Source organism: Leptolyngbya sp. BL0902 (genome assembly GCF_016403105.1).
GTDB lineage: Bacteria > Cyanobacteriota > Cyanobacteriia > Phormidesmidales > Phormidesmidaceae > Nodosilinea.
Window position 1 is genome coordinate 1,017,775 of sequence record NZ_CP046155.1, and the last position, 23,574, is coordinate 1,041,348.

General features: G+C 57.5%; 23 protein-coding genes. 16 read left to right on the forward strand and 7 right to left on the reverse strand.

What is annotated here, in order from left to right; translation table 11 throughout:
* The first annotated feature begins 137 nt into the window (after positions 1 to 137).
* Complete coding sequence (gene plsX / locus GFS31_RS04605; protein WP_198808037.1) at positions 138 to 1,172, forward strand: phosphate acyltransferase PlsX; 1,035 nt, start codon at positions 138 to 140, stop codon at positions 1,170 to 1,172.
* Positions 1,173 to 1,187: 15 nt separating this feature from the next.
* Positions 1,188 to 2,171, forward strand: coding sequence for a beta-ketoacyl-ACP synthase III (locus tag GFS31_RS04610; protein WP_198807080.1), 984 nt, complete (start codon positions 1,188 to 1,190; stop codon positions 2,169 to 2,171).
* 119 nt (positions 2,172 to 2,290) lie between these two features.
* Here GFS31_RS04610 and GFS31_RS04615 read toward each other — a convergent pair whose 3' ends face one another.
* Entirely contained in the window at positions 2,291 to 3,382 is a 1,092-nt protein-coding gene (locus GFS31_RS04615) for a hypothetical protein (RefSeq protein WP_198807081.1), read from the reverse strand.
* A gap of 269 nt (positions 3,383 to 3,651) precedes the next feature.
* Here GFS31_RS04615 and hemW point away from each other — a divergent pair, with 269 nt between their 5' ends.
* From hemW to GFS31_RS04640, 5 genes are all read left to right on the forward strand, one after another.
* Complete coding sequence (hemW, locus tag GFS31_RS04620; protein WP_198807082.1) at positions 3,652 to 4,872, forward strand: radical SAM family heme chaperone HemW; 1,221 nt, start codon at positions 3,652 to 3,654, stop codon at positions 4,870 to 4,872.
* Between the two features lie 144 nt (positions 4,873 to 5,016).
* Positions 5,017 to 6,597 carry a phosphoglycerate dehydrogenase gene (serA, locus tag GFS31_RS04625; protein WP_198807083.1) on the forward strand — a complete coding sequence of 527 codons (1,581 nt, stop codon included), beginning with the start codon at positions 5,017 to 5,019 and terminating at the stop codon, positions 6,595 to 6,597.
* Between the two features lie 183 nt (positions 6,598 to 6,780).
* Positions 6,781 to 7,713, forward strand: coding sequence for a 50S ribosomal protein L11 methyltransferase (gene prmA / locus GFS31_RS04630; RefSeq protein WP_317135075.1), 933 nt, complete (start codon positions 6,781 to 6,783; stop codon positions 7,711 to 7,713).
* Between the two features lie 316 nt (positions 7,714 to 8,029).
* Positions 8,030 to 8,554, forward strand: coding sequence for a peptidylprolyl isomerase (locus GFS31_RS04635; protein WP_198807084.1), 525 nt, complete (start codon positions 8,030 to 8,032; stop codon positions 8,552 to 8,554).
* 284 nt (positions 8,555 to 8,838) lie between these two features.
* Positions 8,839 to 10,869, forward strand: a complete 2,031-nt coding sequence (locus GFS31_RS04640; protein WP_198807085.1) for an elongation factor G — start codon at positions 8,839 to 8,841, stop codon at positions 10,867 to 10,869.
* A gap of 383 nt (positions 10,870 to 11,252) precedes the next feature.
* Here GFS31_RS04640 and GFS31_RS04645 read toward each other — a convergent pair whose 3' ends face one another.
* The gene (locus GFS31_RS04645) at positions 11,253 to 12,191 is read right to left on the reverse strand and encodes a LysR family transcriptional regulator (RefSeq protein WP_198807086.1); all 939 of its coding nucleotides are present in this window, start codon (positions 12,189 to 12,191) and stop codon (positions 11,253 to 11,255) included.
* A gap of 4 nt (positions 12,192 to 12,195) precedes the next feature.
* Positions 12,196 to 13,533, reverse strand: a complete 1,338-nt coding sequence (locus tag GFS31_RS04650) for an efflux RND transporter periplasmic adaptor subunit (RefSeq protein WP_198807087.1) — start codon at positions 13,531 to 13,533, stop codon at positions 12,196 to 12,198.
* 168 nt (positions 13,534 to 13,701) lie between these two features.
* Between GFS31_RS04650 and GFS31_RS04655 the strand changes: the two genes are divergently transcribed.
* The 3 genes from GFS31_RS04655 (at position 13,702) to GFS31_RS04665 (ending at position 15,096) form a co-directional block, all read left to right on the forward strand.
* Positions 13,702 to 14,007, forward strand: coding sequence for a nucleotidyltransferase family protein (locus GFS31_RS04655; protein ID WP_198807088.1), 306 nt, complete (start codon positions 13,702 to 13,704; stop codon positions 14,005 to 14,007).
* Positions 14,004 to 14,348 (forward strand): DUF86 domain-containing protein, encoded by a 345-nt coding sequence (locus GFS31_RS04660; protein ID WP_198807089.1) that lies wholly within the window; start codon positions 14,004 to 14,006, stop codon positions 14,346 to 14,348. Before GFS31_RS04655 ends, GFS31_RS04660 begins: the two co-directional genes overlap by 4 nt.
* 277 nt (positions 14,349 to 14,625) lie before the next feature.
* A complete protein-coding gene (locus GFS31_RS04665) occupies positions 14,626 to 15,096 on the forward strand; it encodes a hypothetical protein (RefSeq protein WP_198807090.1) in 471 nt (156 codons plus the stop codon).
* Positions 15,097 to 15,174: 78 nt separating this feature from the next.
* Here GFS31_RS04665 and GFS31_RS04670 read toward each other — a convergent pair whose 3' ends face one another.
* The gene (locus GFS31_RS04670; RefSeq protein ID WP_198807091.1) at positions 15,175 to 15,327 is read right to left on the reverse strand and encodes a hypothetical protein; all 153 of its coding nucleotides are present in this window, start codon (positions 15,325 to 15,327) and stop codon (positions 15,175 to 15,177) included.
* Between GFS31_RS04670 and GFS31_RS20925 the strand changes: the two genes are divergently transcribed.
* From GFS31_RS20925 to GFS31_RS04695, 6 genes are all read left to right on the forward strand, one after another.
* Positions 15,326 to 15,469 (forward strand): hypothetical protein, encoded by a 144-nt coding sequence (locus GFS31_RS20925; RefSeq protein ID WP_225907563.1) that lies wholly within the window; start codon positions 15,326 to 15,328, stop codon positions 15,467 to 15,469. The genes GFS31_RS04670 and GFS31_RS20925 overlap by 2 nt on opposite strands.
* On the forward strand, positions 15,463 to 15,642 hold the full coding sequence (locus GFS31_RS04675) for a hypothetical protein (RefSeq protein WP_225907564.1): 180 nt from the start codon (positions 15,463 to 15,465) through the stop codon (positions 15,640 to 15,642). The genes GFS31_RS20925 and GFS31_RS04675 overlap by 7 nt, the downstream gene beginning before the upstream one ends.
* 154 nt (positions 15,643 to 15,796) lie before the next feature.
* Positions 15,797 to 15,997, forward strand: coding sequence for a hypothetical protein (locus GFS31_RS04680; protein WP_198807092.1), 201 nt, complete (start codon positions 15,797 to 15,799; stop codon positions 15,995 to 15,997).
* Between the two features lie 240 nt (positions 15,998 to 16,237).
* Complete coding sequence (locus GFS31_RS04685) at positions 16,238 to 17,329, forward strand: Gfo/Idh/MocA family protein (RefSeq protein WP_198807093.1); 1,092 nt, start codon at positions 16,238 to 16,240, stop codon at positions 17,327 to 17,329.
* Between the two features lie 80 nt (positions 17,330 to 17,409).
* Entirely contained in the window at positions 17,410 to 17,985 is a 576-nt protein-coding gene (locus GFS31_RS04690) for a hypothetical protein (protein ID WP_198807094.1), read from the forward strand.
* A gap of 135 nt (positions 17,986 to 18,120) precedes the next feature.
* Positions 18,121 to 20,769 carry a DEAD/DEAH box helicase gene (locus tag GFS31_RS04695; RefSeq protein ID WP_198807095.1) on the forward strand — a complete coding sequence of 883 codons (2,649 nt, stop codon included), beginning with the start codon at positions 18,121 to 18,123 and terminating at the stop codon, positions 20,767 to 20,769.
* 22 nt (positions 20,770 to 20,791) lie between these two features.
* Here GFS31_RS04695 and GFS31_RS04700 read toward each other — a convergent pair whose 3' ends face one another.
* From GFS31_RS04700 to GFS31_RS04710, 3 genes are all read right to left on the reverse strand, one after another.
* On the reverse strand, positions 20,792 to 21,475 hold the full coding sequence (locus GFS31_RS04700; protein WP_198807096.1) for a type 1 glutamine amidotransferase domain-containing protein: 684 nt from the start codon (positions 21,473 to 21,475) through the stop codon (positions 20,792 to 20,794).
* A 185-nt stretch (positions 21,476 to 21,660) separates the two neighbouring features.
* A complete protein-coding gene (locus GFS31_RS04705; RefSeq protein WP_198807097.1) occupies positions 21,661 to 22,965 on the reverse strand; it encodes a YegS/Rv2252/BmrU family lipid kinase in 1,305 nt (434 codons plus the stop codon).
* A gap of 229 nt (positions 22,966 to 23,194) precedes the next feature.
* Positions 23,195 to 23,518 (reverse strand): DUF6679 family protein, encoded by a 324-nt coding sequence (locus GFS31_RS04710; RefSeq protein ID WP_198807098.1) that lies wholly within the window; start codon positions 23,516 to 23,518, stop codon positions 23,195 to 23,197.
* Between the last annotated feature and the right edge of the window lie 56 nt (positions 23,519 to 23,574).

Consider the following 23,574-nt stretch of genomic DNA (forward strand, 5'->3'; position numbering starts at 1 on the left):
CGTGCTGCTTTGACTTGTTCCCATTGTGCCCATGAGTTAGACATGGATACCTGATGCCGTCGCGGCCATGCCCCATCCCAGATCTTGGTAGGGTAGGTAGTCTGCTAGAATTTCCTAAGGTTTTTGAGATGCAGCAGATGGGGCTCAACCGGGCACGAATTGCCATTGACGCAATGGGGGGCGACTATGCCCCTGGAGAAATCGTAGCAGGGGCCATTAGAGCCAAGGCCGAACTGGATGTGGATGTGCTCCTGGTGGGCGATCTGGATCAAATTCGCGCCTCCGTTGCCAATCCCGAACACCTCCAGGGAATTGAACTGGTGGCCGCCGAAGGCACCATTGAAATGCACGAGGAACCCCTCAGCGCCCTGCGCCGCAAGCCCCAAGCCTCCATCAACGTGGCGATGGACATGGTGAAGCAGAAGCGGGCCGATGCGGTGGTTTCGGCGGGGCACTCTGGGGCGGCGATGGCGGCGGCGTTGCTGCGGTTGGGACGGCTAAAGGGCATTGACCGTCCGGCGATTGGGGCGGTGTTCCCGACGGTGATCGCCAACAAATCCGTGCTGATTCTGGACGTGGGGGCCAACGTAGACTGTCGGCCCAAGTACCTCGAACAGTTCGCCATGATGGGCACCATCTACTCCCGCTACGTGCTGGGCGTAGAGCATCCCAACGTGGGCCTGATCAATATTGGCGAAGAACCCAGCAAGGGCGACGAGCTTTCCCTCCAGGCGCACCAGCTTTTGCAAGATAACCCCAACATTCCCTTTGCGGGCAATGCCGAGGGGCGCGATATTCTCTCTGGCCAGTTTGATGTTGTCGTGTGCGACGGCTTTGTGGGCAACGTGCTGCTGAAGTTTGCCGAGGCCGTGGGCGAGTCGGTGCTGCAAATTCTGCGGGAAGAGCTGCCCCAGGGCATTCGCGGCAAAATCGGCACCGCCATCCTCAAGCCCAACCTGCGCCGGATTAAGCAACGGGTAGACCATGCCGAACACGGCGGCGGCTTGCTGCTGGGCGTGGCCGGGGTCACGGTGATTAGCCACGGCAGTTCCCAGGCTCCCTCAGTGTTCAATGCCGTGCGATTGGCCAAGGAAGCCGTTGATAACCAAGTCTTAGACCGCATTCAGGCCCAATATCAGCGGGTGGCCATGCCCGCCGCAGACGGAGAATAGCTTGTGGAACAGTTTATGCCCGGTGTCGCTCTGGTCGGCAGTGGTTCAGCCCGCCTACCGGAGACGCTCACCAATGACGCCCTCAGCCAGGTTGTAGACACCACCGACGAGTGGATCAGCACCCGCACGGGCATCCGCGAACGCCATCTCGCCACATCAGAGGATTCCCTGGCGTCCCTCGCTGCCCAAGCCGGACGCGCCGCCCTAGGGATGGCCCAGGTATCCCCAGAATCGGTAGACATGATTCTGCTGGCCACCTCCACCCCGGATGATCTCTTTGGCAGCGCCTGCCAGGTGCAGGCCGAACTGGGCGCAACCCGTGCCGTAGCCTTTGATCTCACAGCCGCCTGTTCCGGCTTTGTGTTTGCCCTGGTGACAGCGGCGCAATATATCCGTACCGGAGCCTTCCAGACGGTGCTGGTGGTTGGGGCCGATGTACTCTCTCGCTGGACAGACTGGAGCGACCGCACCACCTGCGTCCTCTTTGGCGATGGGGCTGGGGCCGTGGTTTTGAAAGCCAGCGAACAAGACAACCTGCTGGGCTTTGAGCTTTGCAGCGATGGCTCCATGAACAGCGCCCTGCGTCTGCCCTACCAGGCCCAATCGCAACCCCTCACCGACGGCACCACCGTGCAGCAGGGCACCTTTACCCCCATCACCATGAACGGGCGCGAGGTCTACAAATTCGCCGTCAGCCGCGTCCCGGAAGTGATCGAAAAAGCTCTGTTCCGGGCCAACCTCACCACCGCTGATATCGACTGGCTGGTGATGCACCAAGCCAACCAACGCATCCTCGATGCCGTGGCCCAACGGCTGAAGGTGCCCAGCGAACGGGTGATTAGCAACATGGCCCACCACGGCAATACCTCCGCTGCCTCGGTGCCCTTAGCCCTGGATGAAGCGGTTCGTGCTGGCAAAATCAAACCGGGCGACACCATCGCCACCGCTGGCTTTGGGGCTGGTCTAACCTGGGGTTCCGCCATTGTGAAGTGGGGTTGATCACCCAACAGCACGTCTATAGCGGGTAAGCAACGCTGTCATCACTCCTCAAACTCATGAGGTGGCAATAAGGTGTTGGACGGTTCCCATGGACAGCACTTCAGGCTCAAAAGGGTGCCCTATAGCCGACGCTTCCACTGGTCTAAGGCCAAGTTGATGATAGTGGACAACTCATTAGACAAGTATGGTTGATTGGTAAGTTTTTTATACATCTCAAAGGTCATAGCAAGACCTGATGAGTGATGTGCGTTTCTATAATTTTGACCTTGAAATTTAATATGCTTCTCCTTAGCACCAGGTCGATTGTAATAGGCATCTAGCATAAAATTTACTGTGGGCAAAAGCTTCTTAATCGGCTGAAATTCCCCCGAATCCCATTCTTCAATGCTAATGGTGCGCCCCAAAAGTTTTGGTGTGTGTGCAAGCGCAGAAACTGTCTTCCAGTCTGTCCACAAACGCAAACGAGTTATTTTGTCTCTCTTTTGATATGGCGTGGCTTTGTAGGGCAACCAAAGCAGTAAGGCAACTCTGGCTCGCATGGAATCATATTTCAGTTCAGCACAGAGTTTAGATTTACCCTTGCCATAGACGATGCTGCTGCCAAGCGGTATTTCTTGCATTCTATTGTCATATCTTAAAAGAATTTCCCTGAATGCCATAACTCCTTGACGATCTTCATCAGGAGATTTAGCCAGCATATTGAGCAAACCCCTAGGCAACGCAGGAATTTCATTGGGAACTTGTGGCTTTTGGTAGGGAATTATTGCTTCCCAAGTGCTGCTCGTATCTTGGTCTTTCAGAATAAAGATAAACTTGCCTTGTCTTTGAGAGACTTGATATTCAAAGAATTCGATATTTAGTTGATTATATTTTCGATCTGTCCAGTTATCACGGTGAAAGCCTGGAGTGACAGCAATCAACTTGATGGGTTTAGAGTAGTCAACAACTTCTTGGAAAGGCTGTTCTTGTACAACAACATCAAAATAACGAGTTAACTGCTGAACAATATAGCGATCTTCACAATTTTTTAGCTCAATAATTGAAAGCTCTCCAGACGGAGAGGCTGCAATCAAATCACAAATCTGTCCGCTGATATAGTGTTGCTGACTTAAAACTTTTAGCCCTAATATTTCCTGAAGACTTGCCCGAAAGAAATCTTCTAACAGTGCTTCACTCTCGAACTGCCAACTGTCTCCTATTTGCTTTAGCAAAATTTTTCTCTCCCTTTCGCTGACTTCAGAGTGCCCACTTTTTTGCAGTAAGCAACACGTTACAAAAATAAATTTCCCCCTAGAATCTGCCTTAGCTCCCAGGCTCCGATGGCCTCTCCGAAGGCTCTACAGTTCCCCGGCAGCATCAACCCTTGCGTTGCCAGCCTCTTGGGTGCTTAACCGATCACAGGTTCAGCGGCAGCATGGTGAAGCTCAACCATGACAGGCAACATATAAGTAGATCCTTCTGCGTGTTGCTCCTCAGCCCCATGATTCCTGCTCCTCGTTCGGCCTACGTCCACATTCCCTTTTGTCGGCGGCGGTGTTTTTATTGCGATTTCCCCATTTCGGTGTTGGGCAACCAGCGCAGGGGCGAAACGTCGCTGTCTGTGGAAGGTTATGTGGAAACCCTGTGTAGGGAAATTCAGGCTACGCCGAACTTGGGGGCAAATCTGGGGGCATCGCTGCAAACGGTGTTTTTTGGCGGGGGTACGCCTTCACTGCTGTCGGTGGCTCAGGTGGAGCGGATTTTGGCGGTGTTGAATCAGCGGTTTGGGATTGATCCAGGGGCGGAAATTTCCATGGAAATGGATCCCGGCACCTTTGATTTGGATCACCTGAAGGGCTACCTGGCGGTGGGGGTGAACCGCATTAGCCTGGGGGTGCAGGCGTTGGATGACGCGATTTTAGAAAGCTGTGGCCGCTACCATCGGGTGGCGGATGTGCATCAAACCGTGGACTGGCTGCACCACGTCGCCATGCCCAACTGGAGTTTGGATTTGATTTCGGGCCTGCCCCATTTGACGATGGACATTTGGGAAGCGGGGCTGGAAAAGGCCGTTGACCTAGGGCCACATCATCTATCGGTGTATGACCTCACGGTAGAGCCGCAGACGGTGTTTGCCAAGCGCTACCAGCCGGGGGATGCGCCTCTGCCGACGGATCAGCAAACGACGGCGATGTATCGCACCGCCCAGTGCCATCTCACCGCCCAGGGCTACGAGCATTATGAGGTCTCGAATTACGCCAAACCGGGGCACCGTTGTCGGCACAATCTCACCTATTGGCGCAACCAGCCCTACTACGGCTTTGGGTTGGGGGCGACGAGCTATACGCAGCATCAGCGGGTTAGTCGGCCCCGCACCTTGGCCACCTATGGCGAATGGGTGAAGGATTTTCAGGCATCGGGCAGCGTTTACGAGGAATCTCCCACGCCCGCCCTGGAGCAGTTGTTAGATCGCCTGATGGTGGGGCTTCGGTTGGCGGAGGGCATCGGCGGCGATGAGGTGCGGTCGCTGTGTGATGCGGCCACTTGGGACAAGCTTTATGCGGCGTTAGAACCTCACATTCAAGCGGGTTGGGTGGTGATGGAGGGCGACCGTTGGGACAACGTGCAGCGCATTCGCCTCAGTGATCCCGAAGGTTTTCTGTTCTCCAATGTGGTGCTGGTGGACGTGTTTCAGGTGTTGGATCAAGACGATAGTCCCTAGCCCGCATCGCCAAAGCCTGATTGGGCAAGGCTTCCTCACGGTGGCTGCGATCTGTGGCAACGGCCCAATCCATCGCTGGTATCGTCCTCTGCCCATCCCCCTTTGCAGTAAAGTAGATCCCTGTGACATTTTTATGGCCGACCCATGCCCAAGGTTCTCGTTTCCGACCCCATCGATCAGGTAGGTATTGACATTCTTTCCCAGGTGGCGCAGGTGGATGTAAACACCAGCCTGTCCCCGGAGGAATTGGTCAACGTCATTGGCGACTACGATGCGCTGATGATTCGCTCTGGCACCCGCGTCACCAAGGCGGTGATCGAGGCTGGGAACAACCTCAAAATCATTGGTCGGGCCGGGGTTGGCGTCGATAACGTGGACGTGCCCGAAGCCACCCGTCGCGGCATTGTGGTGGTCAACTCGCCGGAGGGCAACACCATCGCCGCCGCCGAGCATGCCCTGGCCATGATGATGTCCCTGTCGCGCTATATTCCCAGCGCCGATGCCTCGGTGAAATCGGGCGAATGGAAGCGCAAGGACTTTACCGGGGTGGAGGTCTACAAAAAGACCCTCGGCGTAGTGGGTCTGGGCAAAATCGGCTCCCACGTCGCCACCGTAGCCCGCGCCATGGGCATGAAACTGCTGGCCTATGACCCCTTCATTTCCGCCGACCGGGCTGAACAGTTGGGTTGCCGTCTGGTGGAACTGGATTTCCTCTTCCGCGAGGCCGACTACATTACCCTGCACATCCCAAAAACCCCCGAAACCGCCAACCTGATCAACGCCGAAACCCTGGCTACCATGAAGCCCACGGCGCGGATCATCAACTGTGCGCGGGGCGGCATCATCAACGAAGCGGATCTGGCCCAAGCCCTGCGGGATGGCGTCATCGGCGGCGCGGCCCTGGATGTGTATGCCTCGGAACCGTTGGGTGAATCGGAACTGCGGGATCTGGGCAAAAACGTGATCCTGACCCCTCACCTGGGAGCCTCCACCGAAGAAGCCCAGGTGAACGTGGCCATCGACGTGGCCGAGCAAATTCGCGATGTGCTGCTGGGTCTACCCGCCCGCTCGGCGGTGAACATTCCCGGTCTGCGGCCTGAGGTGCTGGAAAAACTCGGCCCCTACCTGCAACTGGCGGAAACCCTGGGCAATCTGGTCAGCCAACTGGCCGGAGGGCGCGTGGAAGAGTTGACGGTCAGCATCCAGGGCGACATTGCCAGCGGCGACAGCAAGCCCATCGTGATTGCGGCCCTCAAGGGTCTGCTCTCCCATGCCCTACAAGAGCGGGTGAACTACGTCAACGCCAGCATCGAAGCCAAGGAACGGGGCATCCACGTGATCGAAACCCGCGACGAAGACAGCCGCGACTATGCCGGAGCCCTCAACCTCAAGGCCAAGGGTAGCCTGGGCGAGCATTCCACCACCGGGGTGCTGCTGGGCGGCAGCGAAATCCGCGTCACCGACATCGACGATTTCCCCATCAACGTGCCCCCCACCCGGCACATGCTGTTTACCCTGCACCGCGATATGCCGGGGATTATCGGCAAAATTGGCTCCCTGCTGGGCAGCTTCAACGTCAACATCGCCAGTATGCAGGTGGGCCGCAAAATTGTGCGCGGCGATGCGGTGATGGTGCTGAGCCTGGATGATCCTCTGCCCGAAGGCATTCTGGAGGAAATCATCAAGGTAGACGGCATCCGCGACGCCTATACCGTCAATCTCTAGAGGGTTCATCGCTGGGTAGCCTCAGTAGATCACAAACGCACTCTTTTGCCACGATCCAGCCCTCACCCTAAATCCCTTTCCCACATTGGGAGAGGGACTTTGAAGGATCTTCCGGCTCCCCTCTCCTCGCGGGAGAGGAGCTGGGGGTGAGGGCCGCGAGGATCTTTTGCTATATGATCCGGGGTGAAACAACCTAGGCAAAGTACGGTGATCATGGCGTTGGGCAATAGCTGGTGGGAAGTTCAAGTTCTGTGTGATCCGGCCCTGGAGGATGACATTTTCTGGCGGTTCGATAACTTTGGCAGTCAGGGCACCTCAACCCAGCGGCGAGGGTCGGCGAGCCTTGTCCAAGCCTACTTTCCCCAGCATCGGCTGGAATTGCTGGATCTCTCGGCCCTGGCTTTGTTTGTCAAACAAGATGCCCTGTGCAGCGACTTGGCGGTGCCCCGTGTTACCTGGAACCTGATTGACGAGGAAGACTGGTCAAAGAGCTGGAAGGAGCACTGGCGGCCCGAACCGATTGGGGATCGCTTTCTGATTACCCCGGCTTGGCTAGAACCCCCCGACGACAACCAGCGCATCGTGCTGCGGCTAGACCCCGGCGTGGCCTTTGGCACGGGCGCACACCCCACCACCCAGCTTTGCCTAGAGTCCCTCGAAATGCGGCTCACCTACGGCTCTCCCAACATCACCATTGCCGATATTGGCTGTGGGTCGGGCATTTTATCCATTGGGGCGCTGCTGTTGGGGGCCAAAAAGGTCTATGCGGCAGATATTGATGATTTAGCTGTCCACTCTGCCGCTGGCAACCGCGACATTAACCACCTGACCGCCGACGAGATGCCCATTCTCCACGGCGGTCTTGAGGCCCTCGCCCAAGCCATTGACGCCCCCGTGGATGGCGTGGTGTGCAACATTCTGGCGGAGGTGATTATGGACTTAATTCCCCAACTCCACACCCTCGTCACCCCCGACGGCTGGGGCATCCTCAGCGGCATTCTGCTAGATCAATCCAAACTGGTGGCCGACACCCTAGAACAGCATGGCTGGGTGGTGGCGACCCTCTGGCGACGTCAAGAATGGTGCTGCCTGAATGTGCGACGTTCTGGCAGCTAGCGCCTGGGCATCGTTCAGATCCCTAGTGCCCTAGCCACCACCGCCAGTCCTTTTGGGAGCATCCCAAGGCTCGACCCGGTGTTTTGTACCGTAGCTACGACGTCGCGCTAATCCACCCTTGACCGGGGCCTAGCAGGCAAGACAGCCTTTGCCCTTTTGACCCTGAACTTGGTATAACAGGGGTCTTGTCTACAACGGCACAATGCCGATCCTGTGGCTCGGTCAAGGGCGGCTTGAGGCGTGTGGCCCTAGGCCTTTTGTCTACGCCGTTGCATTGGCCATCCATTGTCCTTTATTCCTGGTTTTGAACTCACCCATGACCGAATCTACCAATCCCAAGGTTTTCTTTGATATCACCATTGGCGGTACCCCAGCGGGCCGCATTGTGATGGAACTGCGGGCCGATGTTGCGCCCAAAACCGCCGAAAATTTCCGAGCCCTGTGCACCGGAGAAAAGGGCATGGGCACCTCTGGTAAAGCCCTGCATTTCAAGGGCTCCAGCTTCCACCGGATTATTCCTGAATTTATGTGCCAGGGGGGCGACTTCACCCGTGGCAACGGCACCGGGGGCGAGTCCATCTATGGAATGAAATTTGCCGATGAAAACTTCACCCTCAAGCACACTGGCCCCGGCCTGCTGAGCATGGCCAACGCTGGCCCCAACACCAACGGATCCCAGTTCTTCCTCACCACCGTGGCCACCCCCTGGCTTGATGGCAAGCACGTCGTCTTTGGCAGCGTGGTAGAAGGTATGGATGTGGTAGAAACCATGGAGCAGGTGGGCAGCCGCAGCGGCCAAACCTCCCAGCCTGTGGTCATCGCTGATTGCGGCCAACTGTAGGCCCAAGCCGTCTGGGGGCAAAAGCGAGCTGGTTCAGCCTCCTCAGCCCCCAGGACACTTCTCTCTAGCCTAAGGAGTGATTTTTGCCACGGCCATTCGTTACAGTTTGAAAACATCCCCCACAAAACTTCAATAGATAAATTTTCTAGAACGAAACCGGGTAGGATTTTGGGGTCACGCTACTCTAAAAGAGGACAGGGTGAAGTCGCTTCATAAAAATACCTGTCTAGCCCTAGTTTTGGGGTTTACTCGATAGGCCATCAAGGGATGGCAAGGAGTTAGTGATGACCCAAAATGTCCTTTCTTCAGGTTTGCGTAATGTTGGCATTGTCGGTGCTTATTCTAGCGGTAAAACCACGCTCTTAGAAAGTATTCTTTCTGTCACCGGAGCCACCACCCGCAAGGGGAGTATCGAGGAAGGCAACACTGTTGGAGACAGCACTCCCGAAGCCCGCAATCGCAAAATGACGGTGGAACTCAATGCCGCTAGTACCGAGTACGGCGGCATTCGTTTTACGTTTTTAGACTGTCCAGGTTCGGTGGAACTTCAGCAGGAAACCTGGAATGCGTTGATCGGGGTTGATGCCGCTATCGTCGTTTGCGAAGCCGATCCCAACAAAGTTTTGACCCTCTCACCGCTGCTGCAATTTTTAGATACTTGGGAAATTCCCCACCTAATTTGGATTAACAAATTGGATCGGGCCAATGGTACCTTTGCCGATGTGTTGGCCTCGCTGCGCCAAATTTCTGCCCGTCCGGTGATTCCGCAACAATATCCCATTCGCCAAAATCACGACCTGGTGGGCTTTATTGACCTCGTAACCGAGCAAGCCTACCACTATCACCCCGGTGCCCCAGCGGATCCAGTCCCTCTGCCACCCTCGCTTCAGGCGGAGGAGCAAGCCGCCCGCACGGAAATGCTGGAAGCCTTGGCCGACTATGACGATCACCTGCTGGAGGAACTGCTGGAGGAAATCGCGCCGCCAGAGGAAGAAATCGTCAAAGACCTGAAGATGGAACTGGGGGCGGATTTAATCGTGCCCGTGTTCATCGGCGTGGCCGCCAGCGACTACGGCGTGCGGCCCTTGCTGGATGCCCTGGTGAAGGAAGCCCCAGAACCCGACGCCACCTGCGAAAATCGCGGCATTCAGGCGGGGGATGCGCCCCTGGCCCAGGTGCTCAAAACCTACTACACCCCCCAGGGCGGCAAGCTTTCCCTGGTGCGGCTGTGGCGGGGGGAACTGCGCGACGGCGACGGCCTCAACGGCGAACGCATGGGCGGTCTCTATGACCTGATGGGCACCCAGCAGAACAGCCTCTCCGTAGCCCAGGCGGGTCAGATCGTGGCCATCGCTCGATTGGAAAATGCCAAGACCGGGGATACCCTCACCACCAACGGCAACACCGTTGAGCCCCTACCCAAAGCACCCGCCATCGACCCGGTGTATGCCCTAGCCGTCACCCCCGAAAAACGCAGTGACGAGGTGAAACTCAGCGCCGCCATCGGCAAGCTGCTGGAGGAAGATCCCTCCCTGGCCTGGGAACAGCACGGCGACACCCACGAGGTCATCCTCTGGGGCCAAGGGGATGTGCACCTGAATTTGGCCATTGATCGCCTAGGCCGCAAGTACAACCTGCCCATGACCACCCATCTACCCCAGGTGCCCTACAAGGAAACCATTCGGCAATCGGTGGAAACCGTCCACGGGCGCTACAAGCACCAAAGCGGCGGCCACGGGCAATTTGGCGATGTGTACCTGTCCATCAAACCGCTACCCAGGGGCGAGGGCTTTGCCTTCAACGACACCATCGTCGGCGGTGTGGTGCCCAAGCAATACATCCCCAGCGTGGAAAACGGCGTGCGGGAATTCCTCAACCGTGGCCCCCTGGGCTATCCGGTGGTGGATGTGGCCGTTACCCTCACCAACGGCTCCTACCATACGGTGGATAGCTCCGATAATGCCTTCCGCCAAGCCGCCCGCCTTGCCATGACCGAGGGCCTCCCCATCGGTGGCCCCACCCTGCTGGAGCCCATCGCCCAGGTGGAAATCTCCGTCCCCAGCCTCTACACCTCCAACGTGCTGAAGCTGGTCAGCGGTCGGCGCGGCCAAATCCTCGGCTACGAGGGCAAAGCCGACTGGCCCGGTTGGGATGTGGTGACGGGCTATGTGCCCCAAGCCGAAATGCAGACCATGATCTTGGAACTGCGCTCCCTCACCATGGGCGTGGGCTTCTTTAAGTGGGCCTACGACCACCTCGACCCCGTGCCGGAAAAACTCACCGAGAAAATCCTAGCCACGGCGGCAGCCAGCTAACCACCGTTCCGCCCCAGGGCGGCATGGCGATCAACTTAGCCCTTAGCAACCCTCACCCTAAGTTCCTCTCGCTCTGGCAGAGCAACTGGGGTGAGGGTACACGGGTTTCTCCACCTAATCATTCTCGCTTTCTCGTTCCCCGTAATCTTTGTGTGGCCGGGGCTCTGAGAATCCTCTCGCTTTAGCTGTCTAGGGCCTGTGGATGCAGCCTGTGGGCTAAACCCGTGCAATCAGAACCTAGCATCACAAAGATATGGATACCAAGTCCGAATCCCCTAGCCCCGATTCCCAAAAGGTCAGACTGTAGAGTATATTCGTGGCGCTAACCCTACCTGAAAATACTCTGAATGCCCCGTGCTGTCAGCTTGCGACCAGCCAAGCGTTCATCTCCCCAGCTCAAGTTTTGTCCCTGTACCGTGGGGGCAGAGGGGCCACACGGTTTTCAGTCGATCTAAAAAGGCATAGACCGGGGGCGGCAGCAGAGCATCTTTCAGGATAATCACGCCGATGGTGCGCTCTAGGGGAATCGGCAATTCGGCCACTTGCAGGTGGGGCGGAATAGGCTGGGCGGCCAGGTGGGCCATGATGGTGGCCCCTAGGCCCCGCTCTACCATGCCGAGGATGGTGGAGTCTTCCCGGACGGCGTAGGCAGGTTTGAGGGTTTGGCCCTGGCGGCGCAGCAGTCCTTCTAAATGTTGACGATCCCCATCGTCGCTGGGGGGCAAAATCAGGGGATAGGCGGCGAGGTCGGCCCAACTGAGGGGGCTGGCCACAGGGGCGGGAGTAGGGGGCAGCAGCACCAGGTAGCGATCCCGCAGCAGTTCCCAGCTTTCAAAGTCGGCTTTGGTGGGCAGGTAGGTAAAGCCCACATCGGCGTGGCCCTGGCGCACGGCGTCTTCCACCATTTCGTAGTGGGATTTTTCGTCAATGGCGATGGGAATGTGGGGATACTGCTCCCGAAATTGGCGGATCACCTCCGGCAAAATGTGGGTGGCCACGCTACGAAAGGCGGCTAGACGCACTTCGCCACTTTGCAAGCCTTTGGCCAAATCGGCCTGGTGGCACAGGTTTTGCAGGGATTGCAGCACCAGACGGGCTTCCTCGGTAATCTGCTGACCGACCGGGGTGAGGACGGCCCCGTGGCGGCTACGGCTGAGCAAAATCACCCCCAGTTCGTCCTCTAGGGTGGCGATGGCATGGCTGACGGCGGATTGGGACAAGTCCATCTGCAAGGCGGCTTCGCTGAAGGAACCCGTATCGGCAATGGTGACGAGGGCGCGAAGCTGGGAGAGCTTGACGCGGTGGGGATCGGCCTTGGCCATGGGGTTAGCGCTCCTGGCGCACCGTGATGGAATTGAGGGACTGACCGGGGGGCAGATCCACAAAGACGGGGTCGCCCGCCTGTAGGCCGTTGGTGACTTGAATTTGATCGCCCACCTGGGGGCCAAGGGTCACAGGTTGAAACAGAATATCGCGACGGCTTCCCGGCACCAACACCCCCGTTTGCCCCGCCTGTGTCACCACCGCCACCGTGGGCACCACCAGCGCCTCCGCCAGTTGGTCGCCAATGAAGGCCACATCTACATTCATGTTAGACCGCAACTGCTCCTTGCCCTCCTCTAGCTCAATTCGCACCTGAAACAGGGTGACATTCAGACGACTAATCGCCTCCGGGGCCACCAGCTTCACCCGTCCGGCAAAGGTTTCGTCGGGGAAGGCATCGGCCACCACCTCCACCCGCTGCCCCACCTCAAGCAGGCTGATGTCCGCTTCGGGCACCTCCGCCAACACCTCCAAATCCTGGGCCAGGGCCACAATGGCGGTGGAGGACGCGGAGGAGGCATCGGAGGCGGTGGTCGTCGGCGTCACAAAGGCTCCCACTCCGGCAAAGCGCTGGGTAACGGTGGCGCTAAAGGGGGCACGAATTAGGGTATCCTCTAGCCGCACCAGGGCGGATTGCAACTGGGCCTGGGCCTGGGCCAACCGGGCTTCAGCCTGGGCAATGGCTTCGGGTTCCGGCAGGTTCCGCAGATCATCCGCCCGCTCCTGGGCTTCTCGCAATCGGGCCTGGGCTTGGTCTACCCCCGCCTGGGCGCTGCGCCGTTCCCGTTCGGCGTTATCCAATTCCGTCCGGGCCACCGCCCCCTGCTGCTGCAAGCGCTGAGTCCGTTGCAGATCGCTCGTGGCTAAATCTAACCGCGCCTGACTATCCCGCACCTGGGCCTGGGCCTGGGTGACAGCGGCTTCGGCCTGGGCAATTTCCTGAGGACGACTGCCCCGCCGCACATTCTGAAGGCTGGCCTCCGCTTCCGCCACCGCCGCCCGACTCTGCGCCACCTGCGCCGTCAAATCCGCACTGTCCATCCGGGCAATGGGCTGGCCCTGCACCACCCGATCCCCCTGCTCCACAAACAATTCCGCCACAATCCCAGCCGTCTTAGGGCTAAGGTTCACGGTCTGTACCGGACGCACCGTGCCGCTGGCGGAAATTCGCACCGTAATCGGCTGAAGGCTGGCTTCGGTGGTGTAGTCGGCAATGTCGTAGGCCGGACGATTGCGCCCCAGCGACCAAGCCACCCCGCCCCCGGCCACCACCAGCGCCGCCAAGCCACCCCCCAGCCACAGCCAGGGACGACGCAGTTTGCCAATCACAGGAATCTTCATCGGAGCGCACCAGGAACACGGCGGGGCAAGTCCCATTGTAGGATGGGCCATCTGGGTCAGGCGATGCAACTACCCATGCCGCCTTTGGATTCCTTGGGCTAGATTTACTGAAGAGGCGGCGTCAGAAAGCCAGGAAACGGGGAACTATAGCCGACTGTGAGTGAGCGCATGGCACGAGAGGCAGCACCGCTAGCTGAGCGGGTGAAACATCAACGAAATCGCATTTTAAGTATTGCCGAACAGTACGGTGCCTATGATGTGCGAATATTTGGGTCGGTTGCCCGTGGAGAGAGCGGCCTAACCAGTGATGTGGATTTTTTGGTAGAGATGCAGCCTGGGCATAGCTTGTTAGATCGCATTGCCCTAAAGCAAGCTTTAGAAGATTTGCTGGAATGTCGGGTTGATGTGGCAACTCCTAGGACGCTGCATGAGTGTATGAAAGACAGCGTTTTGCAGGATGCCAAACCGCTATGAGTAGGGATCAGCTTTACCTGAGCAATATTGTGGAGTGCATTGGCCAAATTGAGCAGTATGTGGCGGGTGGAAAGGAGGTGTTTTTGCGTGATCGCATGGTTCAGGATGCGGTGATTCGTAATTTTGAGGTGATGGGGGAGGCTGTTAAGCGTCTCTCGATGGAGTTGCGAAAAGTGAATGATGATGTGCCTTGGCGACAGATGGCAGGGTTTAGAGACATGCTCATTCATGATTATCTGCGTGTGGATATGACTGAGGTTTGGGCAGTAGTCGAGCGGGATTTGCCAGTACTAAAGCCCAGATTGGTTGAATTGTTAGAACAAGTTAGGCACAATATATGAACTGTCTAGCCCTCTGCAAAAACACCACTGGGCTGATGACATGGGCTAGATTTACTAAAGAGGCCGCGTTAGAAAGCGTGAAAATAGGGCGCTTGAGGGCAGAAAAGATTGATTTACCATACGGAGAATAAGCTTATGTCTAGCCTGAAAGGACTAAGGTAAAATAGAGAGAATTAGATATTAGATGGAAAATACTTCTGCCAGCTTAAAATCATTGGCAAGAACTATATTTCCCTGACAGTTTAACGGCAATAGTTATTAATTCTGATTAGCAAAAATGAAAGACAACAAGAAAAGTAGTAAATTAACTGAGCTCGTCGTGTATCCTATTCTGGTGGCTGCCTTGGTGGCAGGAACATCTCCATGGTGGCTGAATGAAATAAGAAGTTTTTTGGAGCCAAAAAATCTGCCTTTGCAAGTAGGAAATTATGAATCTGGTTCGCGTTACATCACTCTCTTTAAAAGGGGGGATAGATTCTGTTTCCTTGGATCTACAGCTCGTGGCAGTAGCATTGCTTCAATTTTTGAAGATCCAAAAGGAAAGAATGTATATCGAATTAACGGCTTCGGAAATGCTCAATTAATTCAAAAGGATTATGAAACGCTGTTTTTCGGAGGAGGTAATTACGAATTATCTGCAGATCAAAGAGAGTTGCCTACAATAGATAACACAAATGATCAGGATATTCGTCAATGCCTTGAAAGTTCTGAGCCTTTTCTTATTCGCTATGTATATGATCATGAATAATCGGCAAGTGATAAGTGATTTGGATGAAGCGAAACCCAACCACCAAAGTCCTTAAACACATCATCGATCACCAAATCCTCATTCTCCAAGATGCACTATCGCCGTGCAAACAACCCAGGGGAAACCTACTTTTTTACCGTTGTTACCCACCAACGGCAGCCCATCTTCCAAAATATCCAAATCATCCACCATCTTCGCTAAGCCTTTCATTCCGTCAATGGAAACTAGCATGAAAGTACTCGATTACCAAATCCTGCAAGAGTTTCTGCTCAAGTGCGCCAGCAATTTCCTGATGCAAAAATTTGAGCCTTTGGCTCACGCGCCAGGGGTGATGCTCAGCCCGACTCAGACTTTGATATTTGTGTTGTGGTAAACGAACTAGACCGCACCACTTGGAGAACGCTTAGCGATATTGCCTGGGAAATCGGTTTTCAGCATGGCGTAGTCATTACCACCGTCAAATATTCTCGCCAGCAATTCGAGTCTAGCCCCCACAAAGCCAGCCCCCTTGTGCATAGCATCCTGGAAGAGGGTATTGTGGCATGAGCCAAACAGACGATATTCGCACTTTGGGAAAGGCACGAATTCAGCAGGCTCAAAATTCCCTAGATACGAGCCAGATCATGCTAATGCCCACCCTATCAGTGGAGTGAGGGATGGGATAGCTACAATAAAACCAACCTCCCTAGGCAAGACACCTATGCTGATTCAAAAAATCATGCAAGAACTCCAGGGTATCCCCGAAGATAAGCTGGAAGAATTATTCGACCTTATCCACTACTTTCGTCTGGGCCTCGCCAGCGAGATTTCTCAGCCTCGTACCCCCGGTCTTCTCTCTGGCCAACTCAGCGATACTTTCTTTGAACCCCTCCCTGAAGAGGAACTTCAACAGTGGGAATAACCTACCTACTCGATACCCATATTTTGCTCTGGTGGATTTTCAACGATCCAAAACTTGACGAGACTTGCCGCACGATGATCGCCAACCCTAGCCGCACACTGGGTTAGAGCCCTGTAACAGGTCTTGGTAGGATAGACCTCTGAAAGGGAATTGCACGACGACTCATCCCCTTCTCGCCCTAGGGAAGAAGTGGGGTATTACGTCGGTTTTAGGGATCGGTTATTTGAGGAAAAAACAGCGATGGCAACCACACTAGGCGTTGGCGTTTTGGGCACTGGGTTTGGGCAAAAGGTTCATATTCCTGGCCTCCAGGCCCACCATCGCACCGAGGTTGTTGCCGTTTACCACCGAGATTTGGCCCAGGCCCAGGCGGTGGCGGCGGCTCACCACATTCCCCACGCCTGCGATAGTGTGGATGCCCTGCTGGCCCTGCCCGACGTTCAGGCTGTGACTGTGGCCACGCCGCCCTTTTTGCACCACAGCATGGCCATCGCCGCCCTCCGGGCCGGAAAGCACGTTCTGCTCGAAAAACCGACGGCCCTCAACGTCGCTGAAGCGTTGGAGATTCAAGCCCTGGCCCAGCAGCACCAGCGGGTGGTGACGCTCGATTTCGAGTTCCGCTTTGTGCCCGCATGGCAGTACTTGGCGGAATTGTTGGCCGAGGGCTATGTGGGCAACCTGCGCTTTGTGAAGGTGGACTGGACGGTGCCCGGACGTGCCGATGCGAATCGCCCCTGGAATTGGTACGCCCAAAAAGCCCTGGGTGGCGGTGCCCTCGGAGCCTTTGCCTCCCACAGTTTTGACTACATCAATTGGCTATTTGGCCCCATCGCCCGCCTCAGCGCCCGCCTCAGCACCGCCATTCCCCAGCGGCCCGACCCCGCCAGCGGCACCCTCAAACCCGTGGATGCCGACGACACCTGTAGCCTCACCCTGGATCTGGCCTGCGGTGCCCCCTGCCAAGTGGCGATTAGCTCCGTCACCTACGCCGGACGGGGCCACTGGGTGGAAATCTACGGCGACCAAGGCACCCTCATTTTGGGCAGCGATAATTTGACGGACTATGTCCACGGCTTCCGGCTGTGGGGCAGTCAGGGCGGCGCACCCCTGGCCGAACTGACGATTCCCGAACGGCTGGCCTTTTCCACGACCTACGCCGATGGCCGCATTGCCCCCTTTGTGCGGGTGGTGAACCACTGGGTCAACGACATCGACCAAGGCCAAGCGACGGCTCCCTCGATTGCGGAAGGCGTGCTGTCTCAACGGCTGATGGACGCCGCCCACCAAGCCCACCAAACCAACGCCTGGGTAGACATTGCTTCAGGGCTATGACGCCCAAGCTATTCAAGGTCACATCCGTAATCCTCACGTTTGGCGCTGATGATCACGTTAAAGCCCTTCTTCAAATTCCTATGACCTTCACTTCTTTGCCCCTAGGTTCTGCCCTTGCCGCAGGTTTGGCGCTGTCCTTCGCGACGGCCTGTGTGCAGCCCACGCCCACGGCTTCCCCAGATCTCGCGACCCCCACCGAGACCGCCCTGGCCCTGACCGGAGAAGGGCTATTTTTGGTGGATACAGAGAGCGGATCAACCACGCTGCTGCCCTTTGGTACAGAGATGGCCACCGTGCAAGCGGCGGTGAGCAATCTATTGGGCAACCCAGAAACGGTCAGCGCTAACGAGGAATGCCCCGGCGATCCCTTCATCAGTGCCCTGTGGGCCGAGGGCTTGGTGCTGAATGCCGATGATGAGACCTTTGTGGGCTGGTCGGTGCGACCTGAGGCGGGCAGCGATCAGTTCACTACCCTAGCCGGGATTGGGGTGGGTTCCAGCCGCGAGGACTTGGAAGCAGCCTATACTGTCACCGTGTTTGAGAGCACCATCGGCACCGAGTTTGCCGCTGGCCAACTGGCAGGGCTGTTGTCTGACCCGACCGCCGCCGCCGAAATCACCGACTTTTGGGCCGGAACCGTGTGCATTTTCCGCTAACCTATACCCCTCTTTCCCCCGTTGCCCCATAGAGCAGTGATACTTTCCACGGCCAGGATCCGCCGCCTTGACTCAGGCACATTAAAATAGGGACGCTGGCCTTTTGGCGTATATCCTACCTTTGGTGCCCACCCCGTGCCTGATCTTGCCCAACTGTTTCCCTTTCCGTTAGATCCCTTTCAGCTTCAGGCCGTGGCGGCCCTGGATGCTGGGAAGTCGGTAGTGGTCTGTGCGCCCACGGGATCGGGAAAAACCCTGGTAGGGGAATACGCCATCCATCGCGCCCTGGCCCACGGCAAGCGGGTGTTCTACACCACGCCGCTAAAGGCGCTGTCGAACCAAAAGCTGCGGGATTTTCGGGAAGAATTTGGCGTAGAGCGGGTGGGCCTGCTGACCGGGGATATTTCCATCAACCGGGACGCGCCCATCGTGGTGATGACCACGGAAATTTTCCGCAATATGCTCTATGGCACCCGCATCGGCGAAACCGGGACGACCCTGCAACAGGTGGAGGCCGTGGTGCTCGACGAGTGCCACTACATGAACGACCGCCAGCGGGGCACCGTTTGGGAAGAATCGATCATCTACTGTCCGCCGGAAATTCAGCTTTTGGCCCTCTCCGCCACGGTGGAAAACAGCGGCCAGCTCACCGACTGGCTCCAGCAAGTCCACGGCCCCACGGAGCTGATCTATTCCGACTTTCGGCCCGTACCGCTGGAATTTCACTACTGCACCACCAAGCGCCTAGTGCCCCTGCTGGATAGCAGCAACAAAAAAATGCACCCCCAGCTCAAAAAGCAGCGCCCCCCCCAGCGCCAGCCCGGTCGCCGCAACCAAAACCGGGTGGGCCTCGCTTTTGCCGTGGGGCAGTTGCAGCAGCGAGATATGCTGCCTGCGATCTACTTCATCTTCAGCCGTCGGGGTTGCGACAAGGCCGTGGATGAGGTCAGCGGTTTGTCCTTGGTGAATGAGGAGGAATCTCGCCGCCTGAAGGAACGCATCGACACCTTTTTGGCCCACAACCCCGATGCCGGACGGGCCGGACAGGTGGAGCCGCTGTATCGCGGCATTGCCGCCCACCACGCCGGAATTTTGCCCCTGTGGAAGGGCTTGGTGGAAGAACTGTTCCAGGAAGGGCTGATTAAAGTGGTGTTTGCCACGGAAACCCTGGCGGCGGGGATCAACATGCCTGCCCGCACCACGGTGATTTCCAGCCTGTCGAAGCGGACGGACATGGGCCATCGGCTGCTCACCGCGTCGGAATTTTTGCAGATGGCGGGGCGGGCCGGACGGCGGGGCATGGATTTGCAGGGGCACGTCGTCACCGTGGAAAGCCCCTTTGAGGGATCCCGGGAGGCCGTTCACCTGGCCACCTCCGGGCCGGATCCCCTGGTCAGCCAGTTCACCCCCAGCTATGGCATGGTGCTGAACCTGCTGCAAACCCATAGTTTAGACGAGGCCAAAGACCTGATCGAGCGCAGCTTTGGGCAATACCTCGCCACCCTGCACCTGCAACCCCAGCAGGAGGAAATTGCCCGACTGGAGAAGGAAATCGGCCACAACCAGGCCCAACTCGACACCGTGGACGAGGCCATCCTCGCCGACTACGCCAAGCTGAAAGAACGCATCAAGGAAGAGCGGCGCTTGCTGAAAACCTTACAACAACAGGCCGCCGCCGTCCTGTCCGAAGATGTGGCCAAAATGGTGCCCTTCGCCATCGCCGGAACCCTGCTTTCCCTCAAGGGCAAGAACATCCCCGTGCCGCAACCCGTCCCCGCCGTGCTGGTAACGAAGTTGCAGGGGTCGGGCCAGTTTCCTTATCTGGTCTGCCTCACCCACGACAACCATTGGTACGTGGTCACAGCGGGGGATGTGGTGGGTCTCCATGCCGATATTCCCCGCCTGCAAGCGGTGGATCGCCTTGCGCCGCCCACGGATTTGCCCCCCACCCCCGGCCAGCACCGCCGAGGGGATGCCGACACCGCCGCTGTGGTGGCTCGCATGGTGCAGCCGCCCACCCTGGAAGAACTGGCCCCCGAAGTGAAAGACCAGCTCGACCGGATGCAGCAGGTGGAGATCGCCCTGGAAAACCACCCCGCCCGCCAGTGGGAGAACCCCACCGGATTGCTAAAGCGGCAAAAATACCTGCAAAACCTGCGCGACGAACTGGCCGACCGCACCGACAAACTGGCCAAATACACGGGCCGCTACTGGCAGGAATTTTTGGACATTATGGATGTCCTGAAGCACTTCGGTGCCCTCGATACTGATAATCGCCCCACGGAACTGGGGGAAATGGCCGCCGCTATCCGGGGTGACAATGAACTGTGGCTGGCCATGGCCTTGGCTTCTGGGGAATTTGACCATTTGGATACACCCCAATTTGCCACCGCTTTTGCCGCCCTGGTGACAGAAAACTCTCGGCCCGATAGCTGGTGCCGCTACAAGCTTTCCGGCGCGGTGGAAGAAGCCCTCGGAGGCCTACACAACCTGCGCCGCCAGCTCTTTCAGCAGCAGCACCGTCGCCGTATCGATGCCCCGATTTGGCTGGAGTATGACCTGGTACCCATCGTCGAGCAGTGGGCCTTGGAGGAAGACTGGGTAACGCTCTGTGCCAACACCAGCCTGGATGAGGGCGACATCGTTCGCATTTTGCGCCGCACCCTAGATGTGCTGTCCCAAATTCCCCATGCGCCCTACTTGGCCGACCACCTGCGCCTCACCGCCCGTCAGGCCAAGGATTTGCTCAACCGTTTCCCCGTCAACGAGGAAATGGAGAATTGATGGGCTAGACGGTATTGATGGGCTAGGCGGTGCGGAGTAGGCTTAAAACGGCCTGGGCGGTGGCTTCAGATGAGGCGGGATTTTGTCCAGTCACCAACAGGCCATCGCTGACCACGTAGGGCTGCCAATTGTCGGCCTTAGAGTAAGTGCCGCCGTTGTTTTTGAGCATGTCTTCTACCAAAAATGGAACAACGTCCGTCAGGCCCACGGCTTCCTCTTCGCTGTTGCTAAACCCGGTGACGGCCTTGTTATGGACTAGGGGCGATCCGTCGGCAGCTTTGGGGTGGCGCAGGGTGGCGGGGGCGTGGCACACCGCACCCACGGGCTTGCCCGCCCCATGGAATGCCTCAATTAGGGCAATGGAATGGGCATCCTCGGCCAAATCCCACAGTGGGCCGTGGCCACCGGGGTAGAACACAGCATCGTAGTCTTCGGCGGATAGGCTGGCTAGCACCACCGTATGGGCCAGGGCGACCTGGGCCTCTGGGTCTTGGCGGAACCGTTCTGTGGCCTCGGTTTGGGCATCGGGGGCATCGCTTTTGGGGTCGAGGGGCGGCTGTCCTCCCAGGGGCGAGGCCAGGGTAATCTCGGCTCCGGCATCTTTGAACACGTAGTAGGGTGTGGCAAATTCCTCTAGCCAAAATCCGGTCTTTTGCCCAGTATTGCCAAGCTGATCGTGGGAGGTGAGAACCATCAGAACTTTCATCGATATTTCCTGGGGATGTTAATGGAGGTGGGGCACCACAGCCCTTTCTGCCCTTCTAGGGTAGGCCATCGCCCGCTGTTGTTGCTTGGGTTGGGTTGCCAGGGCCGCGCTAGGGGCGCAGGTTGATCAACGGCCTACACCTACCTTACCTGGAGGGCTGGCCTCAAGCGGTGAGTTAGCCCCCTCTAGACCGTGGGCAGGGGCGCGAAGATGGTAAGCCCCTGGGGAATACACTCAAATTCAACGGGGTTCGCTTCCACCATTTCACCATCAATCACCAGTTTTTGCGGTGGGTTCGTGGTGATTTTGAGCTTGGGGGTACGGAAGCCCAGAATATCCTCCCGCTGGTTAGGGTTGCCCCGCGTTGCCGAGGCCGCAAGGGATACTAAAGCCGTGAGGTTTTGGAGGCGCGTTTGCCCGGTGGCAATGGTGACTTCCATCAGGCCGTCGTCAGGAATCACGCGCCCCAGCCCCTGGGCTAATACGGAGGTAGCGGGGGCCACGTTGGCAATGGTGATGGCGGTAGTCGTAAATTCGGTCACTTGATCACCAAACTCCACCGTGGCGGTGAAAGGTTGGGCCGTGGCCAGTTGCTTCACCCCGGCCAACAGGTAGGCCAGGTTGCCCAGTTCGTTTTTGAGTTCGCGGCTGGCCTTATCCACCATGCCTGCCTCAAAGCCCAGCCCCGCCAGCAAAATCATGGGCGTCTCGTTGCAGCGGGCGGCATCCACCACGTGGGTGTTGCCCGCCAGGATGGTAGCGCAGGCGGCCCGGAGGTTGGTGGGAATGCCCAACCCTACAGAAAAGGCATTGGCGGTGCCGCGAGGGATGATGCCCAAGGGGATGCCAGTGCCGATGGTGGCCCCAGCTACGGCGGAGACGGTGCCATCGCCGCCAGAGGCAATGATTAAGCTCCGGCCAATATCGTTGTCCTGCTTAGATTGGATGGTGGCGATGATCTCCCGTGCCTGATCGGCTGGATCTACATGGGGCTGGGTCATCACCACGTTGACTAGGATTTGGGGCTCCAGGATTTCGCGAATGGTGGCCAGATCCACGTTGGGGTTGCCCTGTCCTGCTACCGGGTTAAAGATCAAGTAGGCCACCGGGCTTTGGGCCAGCCCCCGCAGCATCAACCGAGCCGAAGCGGCATTGAGGGCGACGGGAACATCCTGAATTTGGCAGGCCCGCAGCACCAGGGGAAAGTTGGGGGAGGCGTTCATCATCGCCTGGGAGTCGGCCCAGAAGCAGACCCCGGCCACCTCTCCGGCCAAAATTTGGTTAGCGAGCACGATATCGCCCCCCATCTCCGCGTGGGGAATGGTGGCCCAGCGAGGTCTGGCGGTGCCCCACTGCTGCTCTAGTGCGGTGAGAATGTCCGTCGTTGTCAGGAGGTCAAAGTGGTTGAGCACTTGGGGATTGTGCAAGAGCCAATCTACAAGGGGGTTGACCTGGCTGGGGTGGGCAAGGAGAGCCAACGTGCTGGACATGGCAAAACCGACTTCAACGAAAGGACTGGAGCCGCAACCGCAGCATCAGGGGCAAGTGTAGCTTACATTTGCAGGTGAGAGCCTGTCCGGGATCAAGATGTCGTTTAGCCCACCCTCACCCCTGCCCGGAGGTGGGGATGCGGCGTCCTCAGGAATGCCGAAACAGATCTGGCAGCTCCAGGGAGAAGCTAGAACCTGGCCCCCCAGGAAAGCCGTTGCCGCTGCATGATTAGTCTGCGTTGGGATCCGAGGAAGAATCGCTGAGGGGCTCACTCAGTTGCTCAGATTCGGGACAGTCATCGGCAATGGACAGTTCCACATTGCTGCGAGACACCGTGGCCAACCGCTGGGCAACAGAGCCAATGCTGTCGAGGCGAATGATCTCTTCCCAGGAAGAAATTTCGTCATCTTCTTCCATTTCGTAGCGCAGAATGACGAGATCGCCCTCAATGTCTAAAATTTGTGCCCGCTCTATCCACCGCTGTTGATCCCGCAGGTAAATCGACACCTCCCGACCGTCACAACAGAGTTGATAGATTTTGCGGTGTAGCATGTTGCGTCTCCTAGATCGGTAACATCAACGCTAGATCGAACCCAGAGAAGGCCCGT

Bases quoted from the DNA above. Each gene is read 5' to 3' on its own strand.
- plsX (WP_198808037.1), top strand. From the start codon at position 138: ATGGGGCTCAACCGGGCACGAATTGCCATTGACGCAATGGGGGGCGAC.
- GFS31_RS04610 (WP_198807080.1), top strand. From the start codon at position 1,188: ATGCCCGGTGTCGCTCTGGTCGGCAGTGGTTCAGCCCGCCTACCGGAG.
- hemW (WP_198807082.1), top strand. From the start codon at position 3,652: ATGATTCCTGCTCCTCGTTCGGCCTACGTCCACATTCCCTTTTGTCGG.
- serA (WP_198807083.1), top strand. From the start codon at position 5,017: ATGCCCAAGGTTCTCGTTTCCGACCCCATCGATCAGGTAGGTATTGAC.
- GFS31_RS04635 (WP_198807084.1), top strand. From the start codon at position 8,030: ATGACCGAATCTACCAATCCCAAGGTTTTCTTTGATATCACCATTGGC.
- GFS31_RS04640 (WP_198807085.1), top strand. From the start codon at position 8,839: ATGACCCAAAATGTCCTTTCTTCAGGTTTGCGTAATGTTGGCATTGTC.
- GFS31_RS04645 (WP_198807086.1), bottom strand. From the start codon at position 12,191: ATGGCCAAGGCCGATCCCCACCGCGTCAAGCTCTCCCAGCTTCGCGCC.
- GFS31_RS04650 (WP_198807087.1), bottom strand. From the start codon at position 13,533: ATGAAGATTCCTGTGATTGGCAAACTGCGTCGTCCCTGGCTGTGGCTG.
- GFS31_RS04655 (WP_198807088.1), top strand. From the start codon at position 13,702: ATGGCACGAGAGGCAGCACCGCTAGCTGAGCGGGTGAAACATCAACGA.
- GFS31_RS04660 (WP_198807089.1), top strand. From the start codon at position 14,004: ATGAGTAGGGATCAGCTTTACCTGAGCAATATTGTGGAGTGCATTGGC.
- GFS31_RS04665 (WP_198807090.1), top strand. From the start codon at position 14,626: ATGAAAGACAACAAGAAAAGTAGTAAATTAACTGAGCTCGTCGTGTAT.
- GFS31_RS20925 (WP_225907563.1), top strand. From the start codon at position 15,326: ATGAAAGTACTCGATTACCAAATCCTGCAAGAGTTTCTGCTCAAGTGC.
- GFS31_RS04670 (WP_198807091.1), bottom strand. From the start codon at position 15,327: ATGCTAGTTTCCATTGACGGAATGAAAGGCTTAGCGAAGATGGTGGAT.
- GFS31_RS04680 (WP_198807092.1), top strand. From the start codon at position 15,797: ATGCTGATTCAAAAAATCATGCAAGAACTCCAGGGTATCCCCGAAGAT.
- GFS31_RS04685 (WP_198807093.1), top strand. From the start codon at position 16,238: ATGGCAACCACACTAGGCGTTGGCGTTTTGGGCACTGGGTTTGGGCAA.
- GFS31_RS04690 (WP_198807094.1), top strand. From the start codon at position 17,410: ATGACCTTCACTTCTTTGCCCCTAGGTTCTGCCCTTGCCGCAGGTTTG.
- GFS31_RS04700 (WP_198807096.1), bottom strand. From the start codon at position 21,475: ATGAAAGTTCTGATGGTTCTCACCTCCCACGATCAGCTTGGCAATACT.
- GFS31_RS04705 (WP_198807097.1), bottom strand. From the start codon at position 22,965: ATGTCCAGCACGTTGGCTCTCCTTGCCCACCCCAGCCAGGTCAACCCC.
- GFS31_RS04710 (WP_198807098.1), bottom strand. From the start codon at position 23,518: ATGCTACACCGCAAAATCTATCAACTCTGTTGTGACGGTCGGGAGGTG.